18 protein-coding genes and 3 tRNA genes are annotated in these 17,515 nt (G+C 55.9%); 10 read left to right on the top strand and 11 right to left on the bottom strand.

Annotation, left to right across the window (positions count from 1 at the left end):
• Positions 1 to 119: 119 nt before the first annotated feature.
• Positions 120 to 1,787, top strand: a complete 1,668-nt coding sequence (gene ettA, locus NIM72_RS14970; RefSeq protein ID WP_013356691.1) for an energy-dependent translational throttle protein EttA — start codon at positions 120 to 122, stop codon at positions 1,785 to 1,787.
• Between the two features lie 54 nt (positions 1,788 to 1,841).
• On the opposite strand, the gene NIM72_RS14965 is transcribed toward ettA, so the two are convergent.
• Together NIM72_RS14965 and NIM72_RS14960 are read right to left on the bottom strand one after the other, a co-directional pair.
• Positions 1,842 to 2,219 carry a type II restriction endonuclease gene (locus tag NIM72_RS14965; protein ID WP_253421017.1) on the bottom strand — a complete coding sequence of 126 codons (378 nt, stop codon included), beginning with the start codon at positions 2,217 to 2,219 and terminating at the stop codon, positions 1,842 to 1,844.
• A gap of 112 nt (positions 2,220 to 2,331) precedes the next feature.
• Positions 2,332 to 3,228, bottom strand: coding sequence for a LysR family transcriptional regulator (locus NIM72_RS14960; RefSeq protein ID WP_161735975.1), 897 nt, complete (start codon positions 3,226 to 3,228; stop codon positions 2,332 to 2,334).
• Between the two features lie 95 nt (positions 3,229 to 3,323).
• Between NIM72_RS14960 and NIM72_RS14955 the strand changes: the two genes are divergently transcribed.
• Complete coding sequence (locus tag NIM72_RS14955) at positions 3,324 to 4,325, top strand: zinc-binding alcohol dehydrogenase family protein (RefSeq protein WP_253421015.1); 1,002 nt, start codon at positions 3,324 to 3,326, stop codon at positions 4,323 to 4,325.
• 45 nt (positions 4,326 to 4,370) lie between these two features.
• On the opposite strand, the gene nadR is transcribed toward NIM72_RS14955, so the two are convergent.
• The 3 genes from nadR to serB all read right to left on the bottom strand — a co-directional run bounded on the left by nadR (position 4,371) and on the right by serB (position 8,061).
• Complete coding sequence (gene nadR / locus NIM72_RS14950; RefSeq protein ID WP_161735973.1) at positions 4,371 to 5,612, bottom strand: multifunctional transcriptional regulator/nicotinamide-nucleotide adenylyltransferase/ribosylnicotinamide kinase NadR; 1,242 nt, start codon at positions 5,610 to 5,612, stop codon at positions 4,371 to 4,373.
• A gap of 75 nt (positions 5,613 to 5,687) precedes the next feature.
• On the bottom strand, positions 5,688 to 7,070 hold the full coding sequence (gene radA / locus NIM72_RS14945; RefSeq protein WP_010253610.1) for a DNA repair protein RadA: 1,383 nt from the start codon (positions 7,068 to 7,070) through the stop codon (positions 5,688 to 5,690).
• Between the two features lie 13 nt (positions 7,071 to 7,083).
• A complete protein-coding gene (gene serB / locus NIM72_RS14940; RefSeq protein WP_161735972.1) occupies positions 7,084 to 8,061 on the bottom strand; it encodes a phosphoserine phosphatase in 978 nt (325 codons plus the stop codon).
• A gap of 107 nt (positions 8,062 to 8,168) precedes the next feature.
• Between serB and NIM72_RS14935 the strand changes: the two genes are divergently transcribed.
• Entirely contained in the window at positions 8,169 to 8,819 is a 651-nt protein-coding gene (locus tag NIM72_RS14935) for a YtjB family periplasmic protein (RefSeq protein WP_095706238.1), read from the top strand.
• A gap of 91 nt (positions 8,820 to 8,910) precedes the next feature.
• Here the strand turns inward: NIM72_RS14935 and yjjG are convergent, their stop codons facing one another.
• From yjjG to NIM72_RS14920, 3 genes are read right to left on the bottom strand one after another with little or no spacing between them, the layout of a single operon-like run.
• Positions 8,911 to 9,591 (bottom strand): pyrimidine 5'-nucleotidase, encoded by a 681-nt coding sequence (yjjG, locus tag NIM72_RS14930; RefSeq protein ID WP_253421013.1) that lies wholly within the window; start codon positions 9,589 to 9,591, stop codon positions 8,911 to 8,913.
• Between the two features lie 18 nt (positions 9,592 to 9,609).
• Positions 9,610 to 10,050, bottom strand: a complete 441-nt coding sequence (gene rimI / locus NIM72_RS14925) for a ribosomal protein S18-alanine N-acetyltransferase (protein WP_253421009.1) — start codon at positions 10,048 to 10,050, stop codon at positions 9,610 to 9,612.
• Positions 10,022 to 10,432, bottom strand: a complete 411-nt coding sequence (locus tag NIM72_RS14920) for a DNA polymerase III subunit psi (RefSeq protein ID WP_161735969.1) — start codon at positions 10,430 to 10,432, stop codon at positions 10,022 to 10,024. The genes rimI and NIM72_RS14920 overlap by 29 nt, the downstream gene beginning before the upstream one ends.
• Positions 10,433 to 10,538: 106 nt before the next feature.
• On the opposite strand from NIM72_RS14920, the gene rsmC reads away from it, so the two are divergent.
• The 4 genes from rsmC to NIM72_RS14900 all read left to right on the top strand — a co-directional run bounded on the left by rsmC (position 10,539) and on the right by NIM72_RS14900 (position 12,040).
• On the top strand, positions 10,539 to 11,570 hold the full coding sequence (rsmC, locus tag NIM72_RS14915; RefSeq protein WP_253421005.1) for a 16S rRNA (guanine(1207)-N(2))-methyltransferase RsmC: 1,032 nt from the start codon (positions 10,539 to 10,541) through the stop codon (positions 11,568 to 11,570).
• A 151-nt stretch (positions 11,571 to 11,721) separates the two neighbouring features.
• Positions 11,722 to 11,808, top strand: a tRNA-Leu gene (locus tag NIM72_RS14910).
• A gap of 30 nt (positions 11,809 to 11,838) precedes the next feature.
• A tRNA-Leu gene (locus NIM72_RS14905) sits at positions 11,839 to 11,925 on the top strand.
• Between the two features lie 28 nt (positions 11,926 to 11,953).
• Positions 11,954 to 12,040 (top strand) — tRNA-Leu (locus NIM72_RS14900).
• Between the two features lie 146 nt (positions 12,041 to 12,186).
• On the opposite strand, the gene NIM72_RS14895 is transcribed toward NIM72_RS14900, so the two are convergent.
• The gene (locus tag NIM72_RS14895) at positions 12,187 to 12,471 is read right to left on the bottom strand and encodes a DUF1435 domain-containing protein (protein WP_161735968.1); all 285 of its coding nucleotides are present in this window, start codon (positions 12,469 to 12,471) and stop codon (positions 12,187 to 12,189) included.
• A 232-nt stretch (positions 12,472 to 12,703) separates the two neighbouring features.
• On the opposite strand from NIM72_RS14895, the gene NIM72_RS14890 reads away from it, so the two are divergent.
• From NIM72_RS14890 to NIM72_RS14880, 3 genes are all read left to right on the top strand, one after another.
• Positions 12,704 to 13,801 carry a diguanylate cyclase gene (locus NIM72_RS14890; protein WP_161735967.1) on the top strand — a complete coding sequence of 366 codons (1,098 nt, stop codon included), beginning with the start codon at positions 12,704 to 12,706 and terminating at the stop codon, positions 13,799 to 13,801.
• A 184-nt stretch (positions 13,802 to 13,985) separates the two neighbouring features.
• Positions 13,986 to 14,780 (top strand): siderophore-iron reductase FhuF, encoded by a 795-nt coding sequence (gene fhuF / locus NIM72_RS14885; RefSeq protein WP_253421002.1) that lies wholly within the window; start codon positions 13,986 to 13,988, stop codon positions 14,778 to 14,780.
• Positions 14,781 to 14,874: 94 nt separating this feature from the next.
• Positions 14,875 to 15,339: a YbaK/EbsC family protein gene (locus NIM72_RS14880; RefSeq protein ID WP_098051571.1), complete on the top strand. Its 465-nt coding sequence runs from the start codon at positions 14,875 to 14,877 to the stop codon at positions 15,337 to 15,339.
• A gap of 150 nt (positions 15,340 to 15,489) precedes the next feature.
• Here NIM72_RS14880 and NIM72_RS14875 read toward each other — a convergent pair whose 3' ends face one another.
• Together NIM72_RS14875 and NIM72_RS14870 are read right to left on the bottom strand one after the other, a co-directional pair.
• The gene (locus tag NIM72_RS14875) at positions 15,490 to 16,476 is read right to left on the bottom strand and encodes a nucleoside hydrolase (RefSeq protein WP_161735965.1); all 987 of its coding nucleotides are present in this window, start codon (positions 16,474 to 16,476) and stop codon (positions 15,490 to 15,492) included.
• A gap of 11 nt (positions 16,477 to 16,487) precedes the next feature.
• Positions 16,488 to 17,510 (bottom strand): LacI family DNA-binding transcriptional regulator, encoded by a 1,023-nt coding sequence (locus NIM72_RS14870; protein WP_222924606.1) that lies wholly within the window; start codon positions 17,508 to 17,510, stop codon positions 16,488 to 16,490.
• Between the last annotated feature and the right edge of the window lie 5 nt (positions 17,511 to 17,515).

Genomic DNA, 17,515 nt, shown 5'->3' with positions numbered 1-17,515 from the left:
CGTCCGGCATCCCTTCTGCCCGGCGAATATTCGCCGCCCCCTGGCTGGGATTAAACGGTGAAAAAGGCTAAACTTCGACATCATTCCAACGACCAACAGACCCAGAGGCTCAAACCAACGTGGCTCAATTCGTCTATAGCATGCATCGCGTCGGCAAAGTAGTTCCGCCGAAGCGTCATATCCTGAAAAACATCTCGCTCAGCTTCTTCCCTGGCGCAAAAATCGGCGTACTCGGCCTGAACGGTGCGGGTAAATCTACCCTGCTGCGCATCATGGCCGGCATCGATAAAGATATCGAAGGGGAAGCGCGTCCGCAGCCAGGCATCAAGATTGGCTACCTGCCGCAGGAGCCGCAGCTTAACCTTGAACACACCGTGCGTGAGTCGGTTGAAGAAGCACTGTCAGAAGTGGTTGGCGCACTGAAACGTCTCGACGAAGTCTATGCGCTCTATGCCGAAGAGGGTGCAGACTTCGACAAGCTGGCCGCCGAGCAGGGCCGTCTGGAAGAGATCATCCAGGCACACGATGGTCACAACCTGAATACCCAGCTGGAACGTGCTGCCGATGCGCTGCGCCTGCCAGACTGGGACGCGAAAATCGCCACCCTTTCCGGTGGTGAACGTCGCCGCGTCGCCCTGTGCCGCCTGCTGCTGGAAAAACCAGACATGCTGCTGCTGGACGAACCAACGAACCACCTGGACGCCGAATCTGTCGCCTGGCTGGAGCGTTTCCTGCATGACTTCGAAGGCACCGTCGTGGCGATCACGCATGACCGTTACTTCCTGGATAACGTGGCAGGCTGGATTCTGGAACTTGACCGCGGTGAAGGTATTCCGTGGGAAGGCAACTACTCCTCCTGGCTGGAGCAGAAAGATGCGCGTCTGGCGCAGGAAGCCTCTTCTGAAGCGGCTCGTCGTAAGTCGATTGAGAAAGAGCTGGAGTGGGTTCGTAAAGGACCAAAAGGCCAGCAGTCTAAAGGCAAAGCCCGTCTGGCACGCTTTGAAGAGCTGAATAACACCGACTACCAGAAGCGTAACGAAACCAACGAACTGTTCATTCCGCCAGGTGCCCGTCTGGGTGACAAAGTGCTGGAAGTCAGCAATCTGCGTAAGTCCTATGGCGACCGTGTGCTGATTGACGATCTCTCGTTCTCTGTGCCAAAAGGCGCGATTGTCGGGATTATCGGTCCGAACGGCGCGGGTAAATCCACCCTGTTCCGTATGATGTCCGGTCAGGAACAGCCTGATTCCGGCAGCATCGTGCTGGGTGAGACCGTTAAGCTGGCCTCCGTCGATCAGTTCCGCGACAGCATGGACAATTCCAAAACCGTGTGGGAAGAAGTTTCCGGTGGTCAGGACATCATGCGTATCGGTAACACCGAGATGCCAAGCCGCGCCTATGTCGGCCGCTTTAACTTTAAAGGCGTCGATCAGGGCAAACGCGTGGGCGAACTGTCGGGTGGTGAGCGTGGTCGTCTGCACCTCGCGAAGCTGCTGCAGGTTGGCGGCAACATGCTGCTGCTCGATGAGCCAACCAACGACCTGGACATTGAAACCCTGCGCGCGCTGGAAAACGCCCTGCTGGAGTTCCCGGGCTGTGCGATGGTGATCTCGCATGACCGCTGGTTCCTGGACCGTATCGCCACGCACATTCTGGATTATCAGGATGAGGGCAACATCGAATTCTTCGAAGGTAACTTTACCGAATATGAAGAGTACAAGAAGCGTACCCTCGGCGCCGACGCGCTGGAGCCGAAGCGCATCAAGTACAAACGTATGACGAAGTAATCGCAGTCTGATTAATACTAAAAAGGGAAGCGGATGCTTCCCTTTTTTATTTTTTTAAAGCGGCATCCATTCTTCAACATGCCCTTGATGCTCATCATCATGTGTTTTAAATAAAATGCAGGTTAATTTACTTTTTTTATCATAACCAATGACAATATTATCACCAGGCACTGCGAGCTCCATTACCGGATTGCCTTCATAATAAAGCCGAAATTCAGACCGGCTTTCATGTGACTTTCTGGCACCATACCAAGTCAGTGATGCACTACAGCTGACATCACTGCCCCTGAGTACAAAATCTGCTTCAATATCTTTATTTTCATTACCTAAAATATTTTTAAGAGCTGCTACACCATTAAACTCTCTTTGATCATAAAGTTCACTTTTTGATAAAGTTTTAATACATGCACTTTTTAAATTTTGAGCTTTCATAACATTTCTCTTCCTTTGAGAAGAACGGGAAATGCCATCGTAATTAATGCAATGTAATTTTCTGCTACGGGTGTCAAAGTTACAGGTTACGGTTATAACTTTTATTTTAAGTTCAGCGATAAAACTCCCTGAACACCGGTGACTGCAGCGCGAACTCAATAAAGCGCGCCAGCGCAGGTGAATTCAGTTTACGGCCCGGATAGACCAGCCACAGCTCATTCCCCTCGATTTCCCATTCCGGCAGTACCGGCACCAGTCGGGGATCCGCCATCGCCCCGTCGGTCAGAAAGCGCGGCAGCAGCGTAATACCCGCATCGCCCAGCGCCGATTCGCGCGCATAGAGTAAATTGTCGGTGAGATGGCCTGGCGGCAGCAGCCAGCGATAGAACTCGTCATCGCGCTGCAACACCCATTCATTCCAGGCGCGATGCGCAATACAGCGGTGGGCCGAGAGCTGCTGTGGGTGAAGCAGCGGTGGATGCTGATTAAGATAGTGCTGAGAAGCCACCAGCAGTCGCGGGCAGTTGCCTATCCGGCGGCCAATCAGCGAGGACTCCTGCGGCTGACCGGTGCGCAGCGCCACATCAAAGCCCTCCTGTACCAGATCGCGCATCTCATCGGAGATCGAGACATCCAGCGTCACATCAGGATAAAGACGTAAAAACTCTGCATTACAGCGCGCCAGCAGCGTGGCACCAATGCCTGCCGGGCTGGTAATGCGCAGGCGCCCGCTGGGGTTTTCCCGCAGGCTGGCAATCGCCTGATCGGCGCGCTCACTGGCCTGCATCATCTCCTGGCAATGCAGCAGATAGCGCTCACCGGCAAAGGTCAGGTTGAGCTGGCGGGTGGTGCGATTCAGCAGCCGGATCCCCAGCCGCTGTTCCAGCTGACTGATGCGCTGACTGACGCTCGATTTGGGCAGACCCGCGCGTTCTGCCGCGCCGGTAAAGCTGCCGCATTCCGCCACCAGCGCAAACAGCGCCATATCCTGCCACTGACGAAATGCCATTGTTCACCTCAGACGAACACTCTATGAGAGATTGTCCATCTTATCACCGCTAAAATCAGGTTCTACACTTAAGACACTGACCAAGGAGAATCTTTATGTCTATTCGCGCTATCGCAGTTAATCCCGAAAATCCGGAAAACTTTACCGAAATTTTTCCTGAAACCCCTACGCTAGGTGAGTATGACCTGCGGGTCGAAGTCAAAGCCGCGTCGGTCAACCCGGTCGATACCAAGGTGCACAAAGGGGCGAAGAAGAACGGCTTACAGCAGCCACGCATTCTCGGCTGGGATGCCAGTGGCGTTGTGCTGGAAGTGGGCAGCTCAGTCAGCAACTTTAAGCCTGGCGATGAAGTCTTCTATGCGGGCGATCTGACCCGCCCTGGCAGTAACAGCACCGAACAGCTGGTTGACTCACGCATCACCGGTCACAAGCCAGAGAGCCTGGACTGGGCGCAGTCGGCGGCGATCCCGCTAACGGCCCTGACCGCCTGGGAAGGCCTGTTTGAGCGACTGAACCTGGAGACCGCAACGGAAGATCAGACGCTGCTGATCGTCGGCGGCGCGGGCGGTGTCGGATCGCTGGCGATCCCGCTGGCGAAACTGCGCAGCAAGGTGAAGATCATTGCGACAGCCTCGCGTGAAGATTCCGCCCAGTGGTGCCGCGATCGCGGAGCCGATCTGGTGATCAACTACAAAGATATGATCGGTGAGCTGGAGAAACAGGGCATTAAGCAGGTCGATTATATCTTCTGCCTGAATGACACCGACGGTCACTGGGAAACCATGGCGAAGCTGATCGCTCCGCAGGGTCATATCTGCACCATCGTGGAAAACGAACATCCCCTGTCGATGGACCAGCTGAAGCTGAAGAGTGCGGCACTGCACTTCGAGCTGATGTATACCCGCAGCATGTTCAATACACCGGATATGGCGCGTCAGGGCGAGATTCTGGATGCGGTATCGGCGTTGCTGGATGAAGGTAAGCTGCAGACCACGCTGAGCGAAACGCTGCATGGCTTAAGCGTTGAGACTTTAACCGCCGCCCACCAGCGCGTGCTGGAAGGCCACATGCGCGGCAAAGTGGTGATGGTCTATTAATGCCCTGACCCGGCTGCCGTGCGGCAGACCGGGCCAATGCATGCGTTACGGCTGGGCGTTTTTCTCGCCCAGCATCGCTTTCACCAGCTCAATACAGCGCAGGAAACGGGCGTCATAATCATCTTCCTTCACGTGCAGGAATTCGATGTTATTTTCCCGCAGCATCGTGACCAGCATCGACTGAAACTCCCGCCGATCCACTGAACTGCCCAGGCTGCGCAAGCCATCCGCGACCCAGGGCACGTTGTTCTCCAGCAGGATCACCAGATCAAAACGATACTCATCGATCAGCGCCTGCACAAAGGGATGTTCACGCCCTTCATATTTGAGACAAAACGCCTGCGTGGTCACAAAGTCGGTGTCGATAAACGCCACTTTATTCGCGTATTTGACGGCGAAATCGATGTACTGCGCCTGTCCCAGCGCGATCTTGTCGTAATCGGAATATTGCAGCGCCATTTCGTCACCGCCCAGATGGGAAAAGACATAGTCGCGGCCATATTCCCAGGCACTGGTAGTGTTGAAGATGTTGGCGAGTTTATTCACCAGCGTCGATTTACCGCTCGACTCTCCGCCGAGGATCGCCACGGTACGCACAAAGAACGGTTTCACTTCAGTCGGGATGTAGTCCCAGAAGCGGAACGGATCCTGACGAATCTGCGCGCCGCTGATGCTCATAAAGGATCGGTTGGGATCGACCAGCACGGTCTGAATGCCCAGGTGCTGCTGGTACATCTCCGCATCGGGCGCTTCGCTGGTGTAGATGCAGTCCGGCGCAATGCCGTGCTCGCTGAGAAACGCGCTGACGCCTTTACTCCACACATCCCAGCCGTGCGGATAGGGTTCGATCCCCTCTTCATCAAAGGCGTGAATACGAATATTTTTCTGATACTTAAAGGTCTGCAGCAGCCAGCGCAGGCGATCGCTGACTGTCGGCTGCTGTGACATCGCGCTGTTCTCAAACAGCTCGCGGTCGCGCGGCTCGTCATAACCCATAATGATATGCAGCTCATCCACCTGACTACAGGCGCGCTGAATCAGATAGATATGGCCGGTATGCAGCGGATAGAACTTACCAAACACCACGCCCACCGTTTTATCGCGGCGCGGAAACTCCAGTCCCAGAAAGCGGTGCAGCGCCTCCAGCTTTTGCGCGCTGGGGCTTTTGATTTTGGCATTGAGTAACTGGCTCAGATAGCCTTTGGTCATGCCGCTGGCATCAGCGACCTGTTGCAGCGTATGGCCCTGCTGGCGAATGGCCGTTTTCAGATAATCAAACGACGACATGTCGTGCCTCCTGCATCAATGCGGTTAAGGTGGGAGCGGCCAGCCAGCGGCTTTTCGCTGGCGGCCGCAGGCGCGTTACAGATCGTCCAGAATCGCCAGCGCATCGGCCAGCTTCTTCGCGCTGAAAACCTGCATCCCGGCAATCGGTTTTTTCGGTGCATTCCCTGCCGGCACAATGGCGCGTTTGAAGCCATGCTTCGCCGCTTCAGCGATGCGCTCCTGCCCGCTGGGCACCGGACGGATCTCACCGGCCAGTCCTACTTCGCCGAAGATCACCAGATCCTGCGGAAGCGGACGATCGCGCAGGCTCGACACCATCGACAGCATCAGCGCCAGGTCTGCACTGGTTTCGGTGACTTTGACGCCGCCCACGACGTTAACGAACACATCCTGATCGGCCATCTGCAATCCGCCGTGACGGTGCAATACTGCCAGCAGAATCGCCAGGCGGTTCTGCTCCAGACCCACTGCCACGCGGCGTGGATTGCCCATCATCGAATGATCGACCAGCGCCTGAATCTCCACCAGCAGCGGTCGCGTTCCCTCCCACAGCACCATCACCGAACTGCCCGAGGTGATCTCTTCGCCGCGCGACAGGAAAATAGCTGACGGGTTGCTGACTTCACGCATGCCCTGCTCGGTCATGGCAAACACACCCAGCTCATTCACCGCGCCGAAGCGGTTTTTATGGCTGCGCAGCGTGCGGAAGCGGGAATCAGCATCGCCATCCAGCAGCACTGAACAGTCGATGCAGTGCTCCAGCACTTTCGGCCCGGCCAGCGAACCATCTTTGGTGACGTGGCCGACCATGATGATCGCCACGCCGCGCGTTTTGGCGAAGCGCGTCAGGTAAGCGGCGGTTTCACGCACCTGAGCAACGCTGCCCGGCGATGACTGGATCTCCGCCATGTGCATGACCTGGATCGAGTCGATCACCATCAGTTGCGGCTGCTCCTGCTCGGCGATCAGGCAGATCTGCTCAATGCTGGTTTCCGACAGCATATTGACATTTTCGGTGGGTAATCCCAGACGATGGGCGCGCATCGCCACCTGTTGCAGTGACTCTTCACCGGTGACGTAAAGGGTTTTCATCCCTTCGGACAACCGGCACATCACCTGCAGCAGGAGCGTGGATTTGCCCGCGCCCGGACTGCCGCCAATCAGAATAGCGCTGCCCGGCACGACGCCGCCGCCCAGTACCCGGTCAAACTCTTTGAAGCTGGTCGAGAAGCGCGGTAACGCCTCCAGGCTGATTTCAGAGAGCTTCTGCACCCGGCTGGTGCCAGCGCTGCCGGCATAACCACTCAGGCGCTCGTTACGCGCAGCGGCGGGAGAGGCGGCGATGCGCACCTCGGTGATGGTGTTCCAGGCGTGACAGGCGCTGCATTGCCCCTGCCAGCGTGGGTAATCTGCGCCACATTCGTTACAGACAAATGCGCGTTTTGCCGCTTTGGCCAAATCAATACCTCTGTTAACGCTCTTCGTGGATCAGGCTGCCGGTGAGGATGCAGAACACCCCCATTAAATCGGCATGGCGAATGGTGACCGCAGTCTGCTCATTCACCTTAGGTTTAGCATGGAACGCAATGCCCAGCGCTGAGGCTTTGATCATCAGCAGGTCATTGGCCCCATCGCCGATCGCCACCGTCTGTTCCGGCGCGATGTCAAAACGCTGCGCCAGCTTCTTCAGGGTATCGGCTTTGTATTGTGCGTCGACAATCGGTCCCAGCACGTTGCCGGTCAGTTTGCCGTCGCGAATTTCAAGTTCATTCGCGACCACCGCCGACAGATGCAGCTTGTCGCGCAGGTATTCGGCGTAGTAGGTAAAGCCGCCAGACGCGATGGCAATCTGCCAGCCCAGCGCCTGCAGCTTCTGCGTCAGGGTGGTTAAGCCTGGCATCAGCGGCAGGGCATCACGCACCTGTTTCAGAATATTGGCGTCCGCCCCCTGCAGCGTGGCCACGCGCTGACGCAGGCTGGCGGTGAAGTCGAGTTCGCCGCGCATCGCGCGTTCCGTGACTTCCGCCACCTGCTCGCCGCAGCCCGCCAGTTTTGCAATCTCATCGATGCACTCGATCTGAATCGCGGTGGAGTCCATATCCATCACCAGCAGGCCTGGCGTTTTGAGATGCGGGATTTTTCCCAGCGGTGCCACGTCCAGCCCGGCGTCGTGCGCCAGCTTGCTGGCAAACGGCGTCAGCGATCCCGCCAGGCGAATCACCTGATACTCATCGACGTTCCAGGCGCTGACGATCACCATCGCCGCACCCAGCTGGTGCTGGTAATCGGTCAGCCGCTGCTTATCCAGACCGCGGCCATACAGCAGCCAGCCGGTACGGCCAGCACGATAATCCAGCGGCATCACTTCATCACCGCTAAGAGAAAGGGGCAAACCCGGCCAGAGGGAGACATCGGCGGGAAGATCGCACCAGGTTAAACGATTTGGCATCAGAGCTCCTGTAGGGACAACAAAACCACGCAAGAGGCTACCTTGTCTGCGTCGCTTCTGGCAACATAATCTCCAGGCTTTCGGTTGTGATATGACCCGGATGATTAATGGCTAAAACCGCACTGAAATTTCGCTTACATCGTACCGTGATTGTTCTTATCTCGATGGCGCTGCTGGTCGTGCTGATGCAGGGCGCCTCCTGGTTTAGTCTCGGCCATCAGACGGCGCGTTCTGAGCAGGTCGAGGAGTTGGCGCATACGCTGACCAGCCAGGTGGCGTTCAGCCTTAAGCCGTTGATGGACAACAGTGAAAATAACCGGAATCAGATCGAAGCCATCCTTAATCAGATGACGGCGAACAGCCGTATTCTGGATGCATCCGTATATGACGGAGACGGCAGTCTGGTGGCGCACAGCGGTGAAAACATCAATGTCCGCGACCGGCTGGCGCTCGACGGCAAGCGCGCGGGCAGCTATTTCAACCACCAGATTGTGCAGCCGCTGGCCGGAAACGATGGCCCGCTGGGCTTTTTGCGCGTAACGCTGGATACCCACGTGCTGGTCACCGACTCACATCAGGTCGATAACACCACCAATATTCTGCGTCTGATGATGCTGCTGGCGCTGGCGATCGGCATTATTCTCTCCCGTACCCTGCTGCGCCATCGCCGCACCCGCTGGCAGCAGTCGCCGTTTCTGCTTACCGCCAGCACTCCGGTGAAAGAGGATCGGGATGAGGACGACGAGAAGAAAGAGTAACGCGCCTGCGCTGCGGTAAAGATAAAACGAGAAAGGCCCGCTGTGCGGGCCTTTTTTACAGGAAAGTTGCGGATTTGCGAGGCAGCTTCCATCAGCCGATCAGCAGCGCTTCCAGCTCACCCAGCGATTTGACCTGCCAGGTTGGTTTGATATGTTCTGGCAGCGGCCGGGTGCCATGATTGAGCCAGCATGTTTTCACGCCAGCATTCATGCCGCCCAGAATATCTGATTCTGGTGTATCACCCACCATCAGCACCCGCTGCCGATCCGGATTGCCCATACGTTCCAGCGCATAATCAAAGATCTCTGCCGCCGGTTTAGGCACGCCGACCTGCTCAGAGATCACCAGCACCGGGAAGTAATCGCGGAAACCGGTGCGCTCAAGACGCGTCTGCTGCAGCGCGGTAAAGCCGTTGGTAATGATCCCCATCTTTACCTTGCCATGCAGTTGATTCATCAGGCTGACTGCACCCGGCAGCGGCGTGCAGATCTCGCCCATCGCGCTGAGGAAGCCGCTGTTGAGGATCTCTGGCGCCACGCTGAGCTTTTCGCTCCAGTGGTTAAAACGCTGAGTCTGCAGCTGTAACGCTGAGATGGTGCCGTTCTGATAATCGACCCACAGCGGTTTGTTGACAGCCTGATAATCGCTGTAATCCTGGTCGGTGAACTGCACGTCATAACCCGCAAACAGGCGCTGTAAACCAGCATAGGCGTCGAAATGAAAAAGGGTATCGTCCGCATCAAACAGGATGCAGTCCCAGTTATCGATCATTAAAGCTCCTTAACACCACTACGGCGTCAGGGCCATGAGAATGGCATCTTCACGGCCGCTGGCGGTGGGATAATAGTTGGGGCGACGACTGACCTGATTGAATCCAAGCTGCTCATAGAGCGCAATGGCGGGCTGGTTCGAGGCCCGCACTTCCAGCCACAGCGTCAGCACGTCGCGTTTAATCAGTTCATCGATCAGATGCTGCAGCAACTGGCGGCCCAATCCCCGGCGCTGAAAAGCGGGATCGACCGCGATGTTAAACAGCGAGGCTTCGTCCAGTACCACCTGCGTAATCGCAAAGGCGGCCATTTTGCCGTCAACATCGAGACGTAAATTGATAAAGCGCTCGCCCTGATTGCTGGCAAACGTCTTTTCACTCCAGGGAAACGCGTGACTACGACACTCAATGGCGTAGGCCTGCGCCAGATCGTCATGGGTGAGTAAAGAGATGGCTGTCATGGTTACACATCTGTTGCCAGAGCGCGCGTTTGGCGACGCCGCTGCTGATTAGTTCATTGAAAGAGGCGCTGGTTAATGCTACGCCATTGAAAGTCTGTTCGCTCTCTACGCCGAGCAGCCAGCCCGCGCAGTTCAGCGTCTCCGGCAGCATTTGCAACTGATCCGGCGTCACGGTCATGACCTGTTCGGGTTGCAGATTGAGAGCATGCAGCACGTCGCGCATCAGCGGTTCATGCAGACCGGGCGGTGCGTCAGCGACAATAATTAACTGCGTGTCCGGTGCCAGCGTGACGGCAATTTCGCCCTGAAGCACGCGCGGGCGGCGCAGCTGGTACTGTGTAATTCCCATTTGCTGTAAAAGCCAGTCGCGCCTGGACGTCATGGTGTTACCTGTTCTGCTGCCTGAATGCGTCGCTATGCTAGCAAACCCATCGAACATGCGCCAACAAACCACTATAATCCCCGCTCAGATCTTACAGGAGCCCTACATGTCTGCTTTAACCCCGGCCAGCGAAGTCATTCTGCGCCACAGTGATGAATTTACCGCCCGCCATGTTTTATTTGCTGGCGATCTGCAGGATGACCTGCCCGCTCAGCTGGAAACCGCCTCGTCGCGCGTTCACACCCAGCAATATCATCACTGGCAAAACCTCAGCCGTCGTATGGGCGAGCAGGCGCGTTACGGCATGGTTGCGCAGGCAGAAGATGTGCAGGGCTGCGATACGCTGGTCTACTTCTGGACCAAGAATAAGCCGGAAGTGCAGTTCCAGCTGCAGAACCTGCTCTCTCTGCTGCCGGTCGGCTGTGACGTGTTCGTGGTCGGTGAAAACCGCAGCGGCGTGCGCAGTGCTGAAGGTATGGCGGAGTCGTGGGTGAAACTGGAGAAAATCGACAGCGCGCGTCGCTGTGGTCTCTACCATGGTCGTCTGGACAAACAGCCTGAGTTTGATGCCAGCAGCTTTGGTCATCAGTATCAGCTGGATGGTCTGACGATTCATACCCTGCCTGGCGTCTTCAGCCGTGACGGCCTGGACAGCGGCAGTGCCCTGCTGCTCTCGACCTTTACTCCACATACCAAAGGTAAAGTGCTGGATATGGGCTGTGGCGCAGGCGTGATTGCCGCCTCTCTGCCGGCCCGTTCGCCTAAAGTACGTTTGTGGCTGTGCGACGTGCACGCGGCTGCCATTGAAGCGAGTAAATTGACGCTGGCCGCCAATGGCATTGAGGGCGAAGTCTTCGCCAGCAACGTCTTCTCTGACGTCACGGGGCGTTTCGACATGATTATCTCGAACCCGCCGTTCCATGAAGGTACCCAGACCAGCCTCGACGCCGCCCAGGCGCTGATCCGTGGCGCAGTGAAACACCTGAACACCGGCGGTGAACTGCGTATCGTCGCAAACACCTTCCTGCCCTACCCGCAGGCGCTGGATGAAGCCTTCGGCAGTCACGAAGTTATCGCGCAGACCGGTCGTTTTAAAGTTTATCGTGCTGTTTACGGTCGCGGAGCCAAAACGCGCTAAGCGCTTTTCCCGGCGTTAACTGCGTTGCCGGGCTGAAAACGTTGCTTTTTACAGCGATCGTTTCAGCCCGACGAAATAGTTGTTGACGCAAAGAGTAAAATCTCTAGAATGCGCCTCCGTGGTTGTAACATTCTCAGGATGTTACGGGTATGCGAAGGTGGCGGAATTGGTAGACGCGCTAGCTTCAGGTGTTAGTGTCCTAACGGACGTGAGGGTTCAAGTCCCTCTCTTCGCACCAAAATCACATGTTTCATATCGCGAGCACTGCGCGAAGGTGGCGGAATTGGTAGACGCGCTAGCTTCAGGTGTTAGTGTCTTAACGGACGTGAGGGTTCAAGTCCCTCTCTTCGCACCATTGCGGTGATATGAACAGACAACTCGATGCGAAGGTGGCGGAATTGGTAGACGCGCTAGCTTCAGGTGTTAGTGTCTTAACGGACGTGAGGGTTCAAGTCCCTCTCTTCGCACCAACGTTGTCATCCTCAGTTTTTCCCGCAATGCACTTCAGCTTCCCTTGCAGTATCGTTTTATCCCCTGCTCACCTCATTTTTTCAGCCTGGTTTCGCTCATCCGGTCGCTTCATGCTGTACGACAATTTTCAGCCGCTCCGCCCCGATTAAATCAGATGAAAATTCACAGAGATAGCCGCCAGTCCGCCTGCTAACGCCAGACAGGAGGGCAGCAGCAGATAGTGACGCAGACGCGGGCTAAACAGCATTACGACCGTCAGTAGCAGTGCAACCGTCATCACCATCCGCCACTGACTGAAGCTCGGTTCCCACAAGGCGAACAGCGGCAGTGCGATGCAGGGCAGCAATACGCCCCACGCGCTATCCAGCTTTTTACCCAATGCCCAGCTGACTCCCCACAGGCCGCAGGCCGCAATAATCGCTATCCCCATGACGCAAACCTCAAATGATAAGCATTCCCATTATCATATAGCAGTTCTGACGCCCTTGCAGCCTGTTTTTGCCACGTCCGGCAACGAAGATGACAGACCAGTTGGAAAATGCTAGATTGCGGCCGATAACACTTTTAATAACAGCAACAGCAATAATTTGCTCACTCTCTGGCAGAATCTTTTTTTTGCCGGCTTGCGCTTTGGTATTTCAGGGCCGTCACGAGTATTTATAATGAAATTACAATCATATGAAGAACTGAAACAGAGTAAATACCGGCTTTCAGTGATGCTTTTTCTCTTTTTAAATATCGCCGTTTCGCTATTTTATCTGCTGCCCGTAATGAGCAATGAGACAAATGACGCGACCCTGCCGGTAATTTGTGTCGCTGCGTTTAGCGGGATCATGTTAATTACCTATTTAATATGGCCCAGACTAAAACTTCCCCTGTTAAATCCTGTAGCACTCCTGCTCGGCATGCTCTGGGCTTTGCACATTAATTATCGCTTTCATCAGGTGTTCTATTTTGATGGTGGCTTTCTTATTATCAGTTTGATCAGTGTGTTATTTATCAGTGCCATCGCCCTGAGCGATTATCTGGGTGCTTTTTGTCTGCACGTCGCGCCGCCGGTATTCACCGTACTATTGCTCGACAATGGACAGCATCTGCCGCTGATCCTGCTGACCATCATCCTGCCCCTGATCGGTTTCTCCCTGCAGCATCTGATGCGCCGCCGTGCCGACAGCTTTACCCTGCGCCTCATGCATCAGCTCTATGAAGAGAAAGAGACATTCAGCGATCTCAGCATGCTCGATCCGCTGACCGGACTCTATAACCGCCGCGGCCTGAAGAACCGGCTCGATAATATTCTGGAAAACCATGCCGGCAGCCACTACGTGCTGCTGCTGGATATCGATCACTTCAAGGCCTACAACGATAACTATGGACATGCGATGGGCGACCAGGCGCTGGCGCGGGTCTCTGTCGCGATTCGTGATGCAGTGCGTTCGCGTGATGTCGTCACCCGCTACGGCGGCGAAGAGTTTCTGGTGCTGATGACCAATGTGAACAGTTCCATCGCCATGAAGCTGGCAGAGCGAATCCGCCAGTATGTGCTGGATTTAGAAATCCCTCACCTTTTCAATGAGACCGTTTCAACCCACGTTACTATCAGTGCGGGTATCGCGCCCATTTATGATAATGAGTTCGATCTGGCGGTCGCCAATGCGGACAGCGCGTTATATGTGGCTAAAAATCAGGGTCGCAATACCATCCTGGCCTGGGAAGATTTGCCCCGACAGCAGCCTCAGACGTCCAGCGAACATGCCTGAGTAAGCATAATGCGGTCGTTACTGAACGGAACGGTGGCGAGCGAAGTGCTGCCCTGTCCGGCCTGATGACCGCTCTCAATCCCCGCCTTTTTCCCGCCAGCAGCGACGTTTTTTTACGCGACTTGTAGAGTTAATCAATAACGATTATCATTTGCTTTCTTATCTACACTTTCTGCGAGTCGTCATGGCAACTGCTTCAGCTCAGGAACAGCGTTTTAGCGCTCAGTCGATGATCTTCCGGCAGAATGACCGCCCGCTGGCGGAAAGTCTGCATGAGCGGCTGCAGCAACAGCGCAGCTATCTGCTTGAATCGACGAAGTTCAACCAGTCTGCTCCGCGCGATACGCTGACACTTGCCGCCTGGTCGGCGTCAGAGGCCTTTGGTCCGCTCATCCAGCGCTATAGTGATTATCTCTATCGCGATCATCCTGATGCCCTTCGTGAAGCGAAACCGGTGCTGTCACTCTGGGCACAGTGGTATTTTGGCCTGCTGCTGCCACCGCTCATTATGGCGTTGTTGCAGGAGTCACGTGCGCTGGACTGCTCGCCTGAGCATATTCGCGTCGGATTTCATGAGAATGGCCATCCGGCCACGTTCTGGATCGATGTGCAGGAAGATGAAGAAGCGCGCTATCTTAATTCCCTGCAGCGCATTGATCGGCTGATTCAGCAGCATCTGATCCCGGTGGTCGATAGCATTACGCAGCATGGTGATATTAACGCCCGACTCATCTGGAACAACATGGGCTACTCATTCCAGTGGTTCCTGGGTGAGCTGAAAAGCCAGATCGATGAGGCGCTGATCCTGCAACTGGAGCAGGCGCTGTTCTTCAACCAGCGGCTGCTGGATGGCAGCGCAAACCCCCTTTACCGCACCATGATCCCGCGTAACGGCGAACTGGTCCGTCGCAGCTGTTGCCAGCGTTATCGCATCCCTGATGTCCAACAATGCGGCAACTGCACACTGAGCGGCAGCTAAACAGACTTAATTACAGCGAATTCTCCGTTTATCTCGTTTACAGGCACTGAGGCTTGTGGCAATTTTTACGCCTTCGATAAGCCTGGAGAGAAAGATGAGTCTGGAGTCCGTGCGCCAGTTCTTTGCCGAACACGCCCCTGAAATTGAAATTATTGAACTGGCAGAAAGCACTGCAACGGTCGGGATGGCTGCACGCGCCCATGGCGTGACACCAGGAGAGATTGCCAAGACCCTGTCACTGAAAGTCAAAAACGACGTGGTGCTGATTGTGACACGCGGTGATGCCCGGCTGGATAATCGCAAGCTGAAAGCAGCGCTGGGCGCGAAAGCGCGGATGCTGAGCGTCGACGAGGTGATTAACTGGACCGGCCACCCAGTGGGCGGCGTTTGTCCGTTCGGTCTGGAGAATCCGCTGACCGTCTACTGTGATGTTTCACTGCGCAGCTTTGATGAAGTCCTGCCCGCCGCTGGCGCTATCCACAGCGCCGTCCGTATCTCGCCACAGCAGATGGCTGAACTGACTAACGCCCGCTGGATCGACGTGTGTGAAGCGATCTAACGCTTTGTATTGGTTGATAAACCCTGCATCTTCTGCCTGCGCCCGAATGCTACTGACAACCTGACAAATTTTGTCAGCCGCTGATAATCACTGCCTTATCATGGCAGCCGATCACGCGCAGTAAGCGGGCGCAGTTCATCGCCCATGACTTCAGGATGTCAGGCGCATAAATGCCTGTTCAATGATCGACAACAGCAGCGTGTTATCGACGCTATGCAGCACATGCACCGATGCGCCGCAGTGATCAGGCACACCGACAGTGAGCCGAAGCGGCTGACGATAACGCCAGCTTTTGCCACGCGTCGCACCGGGACGCAGTTCGATATCAACCCGGTAATCGATGCCTGAGGCGACTCGCTGATTCAGCAACCAGGCGACCACCAGCGCATCGTGGATCCAGCATCCCGCCAGCTGACGGGTTTCCATTGAATAGTCGATCCACGGTCGCAGCGTGTCGCGCACAAATTCGGTCAGCGGATGATCGACGGCGGTGAGGCGGGTCAGATCCTGCTGGGTCAGCAGCGTCTGCGTGGTGACATCCATCGGCACCAGTGTCACTGTAGCACCGCTGTGCAACACCTGATGCGCCGCCTCGGGATCCAGACCAAAATTGGTGTCTTTGATGTAGTCATCCAGCGAGAAGACGCCGCCCATGATCACAATTTCCGCCACCGATTCTGCCATGGCGGGATAACGCTGCATCGCCAGCGCCACATTCGTCAGCGGGCCAATTGCCACCAGCGTAATCTCGCCCGGATTGTCGCAAATCAGTTTGCCGATAGCGTCAGCCGCATCAAGCGCATCCGCCGCAACATCGGCTGGCTGACGCACATCCTGCCAGAGTTTTCCCTGCGCAAGCTGATTGACCCGATGATCCAGCATCTCGCGCCATGGCGCAGGATCTTCCTGTAACGCCTGCGTCGCGCCCTGTACGACCGGAATAGATAATCCCAGCCGGACGATCAGATCTTTGGCAACGCGAGCGCCCACGTCAGATGGCGTGTTACCCGCTACGGTGGTGATCAATTCCAGCGACAGGGCTGGTGAAGCTAAGGCCAGCGCAATTGCCAGCCCATCATCGGTGTTGGCACCCGCGATACCATTGCCGGGATCGCAATCAATAATGATTCTTTTCATATTTTTATAAATTAACTCTGACTTTGCGGCTGACAGCCGCAGGATTCACCGATTTCAAGATAGTGTGGAAACTCCTTTAATTGCGCTTCGCTCTGCCCCTCTTTCAGCATCTGAATCGCAGAGCGTGCCATCTCACGCAGTGGCTGACGCACCGTGGTTAATGTCGGGACATGAAACGACGAGTGATTGGTCCCGTTAAAGCAGACCAGTGCCACATCCTGCGGCACGCGAATGTGATGTTCGGAAAAGGCGCGAAGCGCGCCAATCGCCTGACCTTCATTACTGGTAAACAACGCACGAGGCACACAGCCGCGGGCGATCATGGTTTGTGCCGCCTCGTAACCGCCCTGTGGGGTGTAGCTGGCAGGAAACATCAGCGACTCATCAACCGGCAGGCCACGATCGTGCATGGCATCGCGCCAGCCCTGAATACGATCCTGCGCGTTGAGCATATCGACCGGGCCGCTGATGATCCCCACCTGCTGATAACCGTGACTCAACAGATGTGCCGTCACCTGCCACGCGGCCTGACGTTCATTGACCCGCAGCATGTTCACACCCGGCTGAGGCTCAACCCGCTCCAGCATCACCAGTGGCGTTCCGCTTGCTTTAATCAGGTCGATGTATGGATGGCGATCGACGCTGTTGTAAAACAGTCCATCGACCTGCCGGTTGAGCAGCCCCTGAATCAACTCCAGTTCGCGTTTGCGATCGTCACCTGCATCACCCAGCAGCATGACGTGACCGTGGTTCATCGACTCCTGCAACAACACGTGCGCCATTGACGCCACGAAGGGATTGCCGATGTTGGGCACCACCAGTCCAAACGTTTTGGTATTACCGGATGCCAGGGCGCGTGCTGCCGCATTTGGCCGGTAACCGGTCGCTTTAATCGCCTCCAGTACCCGCTGGCGGGTCGCCTCAGCGACCGGACGAGGCCCGTTGTTAATGACATAACTGACGACTGCCACTGAGGTGCCTGCCGCTTTCGCAACTTCACTGCGGGTCACTTTTCCCGTTAACGACTTAGGCACATCAC

Origin of the sequence: Pantoea sp. B550, from assembly GCF_024158165.1 — a bacterium.
GTDB classification, from domain to species: Bacteria; Pseudomonadota; Gammaproteobacteria; order Enterobacterales; family Enterobacteriaceae; genus Pantoea; species Pantoea alfalfae.
The sequence above is the reverse complement of the archived record's forward strand: the minus strand, read 5'-3'. Positions and strand labels throughout refer to the sequence as shown.

Excerpts from the sequence above, each read along its gene's own strand:
- NIM72_RS14880 (WP_098051571.1), top strand. The coding sequence starts at position 14,875 with ATGAGTCTGGAGTCCGTGCGCCAGTTCTTTGCCGAACACGCCCCTGAA.
- rsmC (WP_253421005.1), top strand. The coding sequence starts at position 10,539 with ATGTCTGCTTTAACCCCGGCCAGCGAAGTCATTCTGCGCCACAGTGAT.
- fhuF (WP_253421002.1), top strand. The coding sequence starts at position 13,986 with ATGGCAACTGCTTCAGCTCAGGAACAGCGTTTTAGCGCTCAGTCGATG.
- NIM72_RS14890 (WP_161735967.1), top strand. The coding sequence starts at position 12,704 with ATGAAATTACAATCATATGAAGAACTGAAACAGAGTAAATACCGGCTT.
- serB (WP_161735972.1), bottom strand. The coding sequence starts at position 8,061 with ATGCCAAATCGTTTAACCTGGTGCGATCTTCCCGCCGATGTCTCCCTC.
- NIM72_RS14875 (WP_161735965.1), bottom strand. The coding sequence starts at position 16,476 with ATGAAAAGAATCATTATTGATTGCGATCCCGGCAATGGTATCGCGGGT.
- NIM72_RS14895 (WP_161735968.1), bottom strand. The coding sequence starts at position 12,471 with ATGGGGATAGCGATTATTGCGGCCTGCGGCCTGTGGGGAGTCAGCTGG.
- yjjG (WP_253421013.1), bottom strand. The coding sequence starts at position 9,591 with ATGATCGATAACTGGGACTGCATCCTGTTTGATGCGGACGATACCCTT.
- nadR (WP_161735973.1), bottom strand. The coding sequence starts at position 5,612 with ATGTCGTCGTTTGATTATCTGAAAACGGCCATTCGCCAGCAGGGCCAT.
- rimI (WP_253421009.1), bottom strand. The coding sequence starts at position 10,050 with ATGACAGCCATCTCTTTACTCACCCATGACGATCTGGCGCAGGCCTAC.
- NIM72_RS14920 (WP_161735969.1), bottom strand. The coding sequence starts at position 10,432 with ATGACGTCCAGGCGCGACTGGCTTTTACAGCAAATGGGAATTACACAG.
- NIM72_RS14965 (WP_253421017.1), bottom strand. The coding sequence starts at position 2,219 with ATGAAAGCTCAAAATTTAAAAAGTGCATGTATTAAAACTTTATCAAAA.
- NIM72_RS14955 (WP_253421015.1), top strand. The coding sequence starts at position 3,324 with ATGTCTATTCGCGCTATCGCAGTTAATCCCGAAAATCCGGAAAACTTT.
- NIM72_RS14960 (WP_161735975.1), bottom strand. The coding sequence starts at position 3,228 with ATGGCATTTCGTCAGTGGCAGGATATGGCGCTGTTTGCGCTGGTGGCG.
- NIM72_RS14935 (WP_095706238.1), top strand. The coding sequence starts at position 8,169 with ATGGCTAAAACCGCACTGAAATTTCGCTTACATCGTACCGTGATTGTT.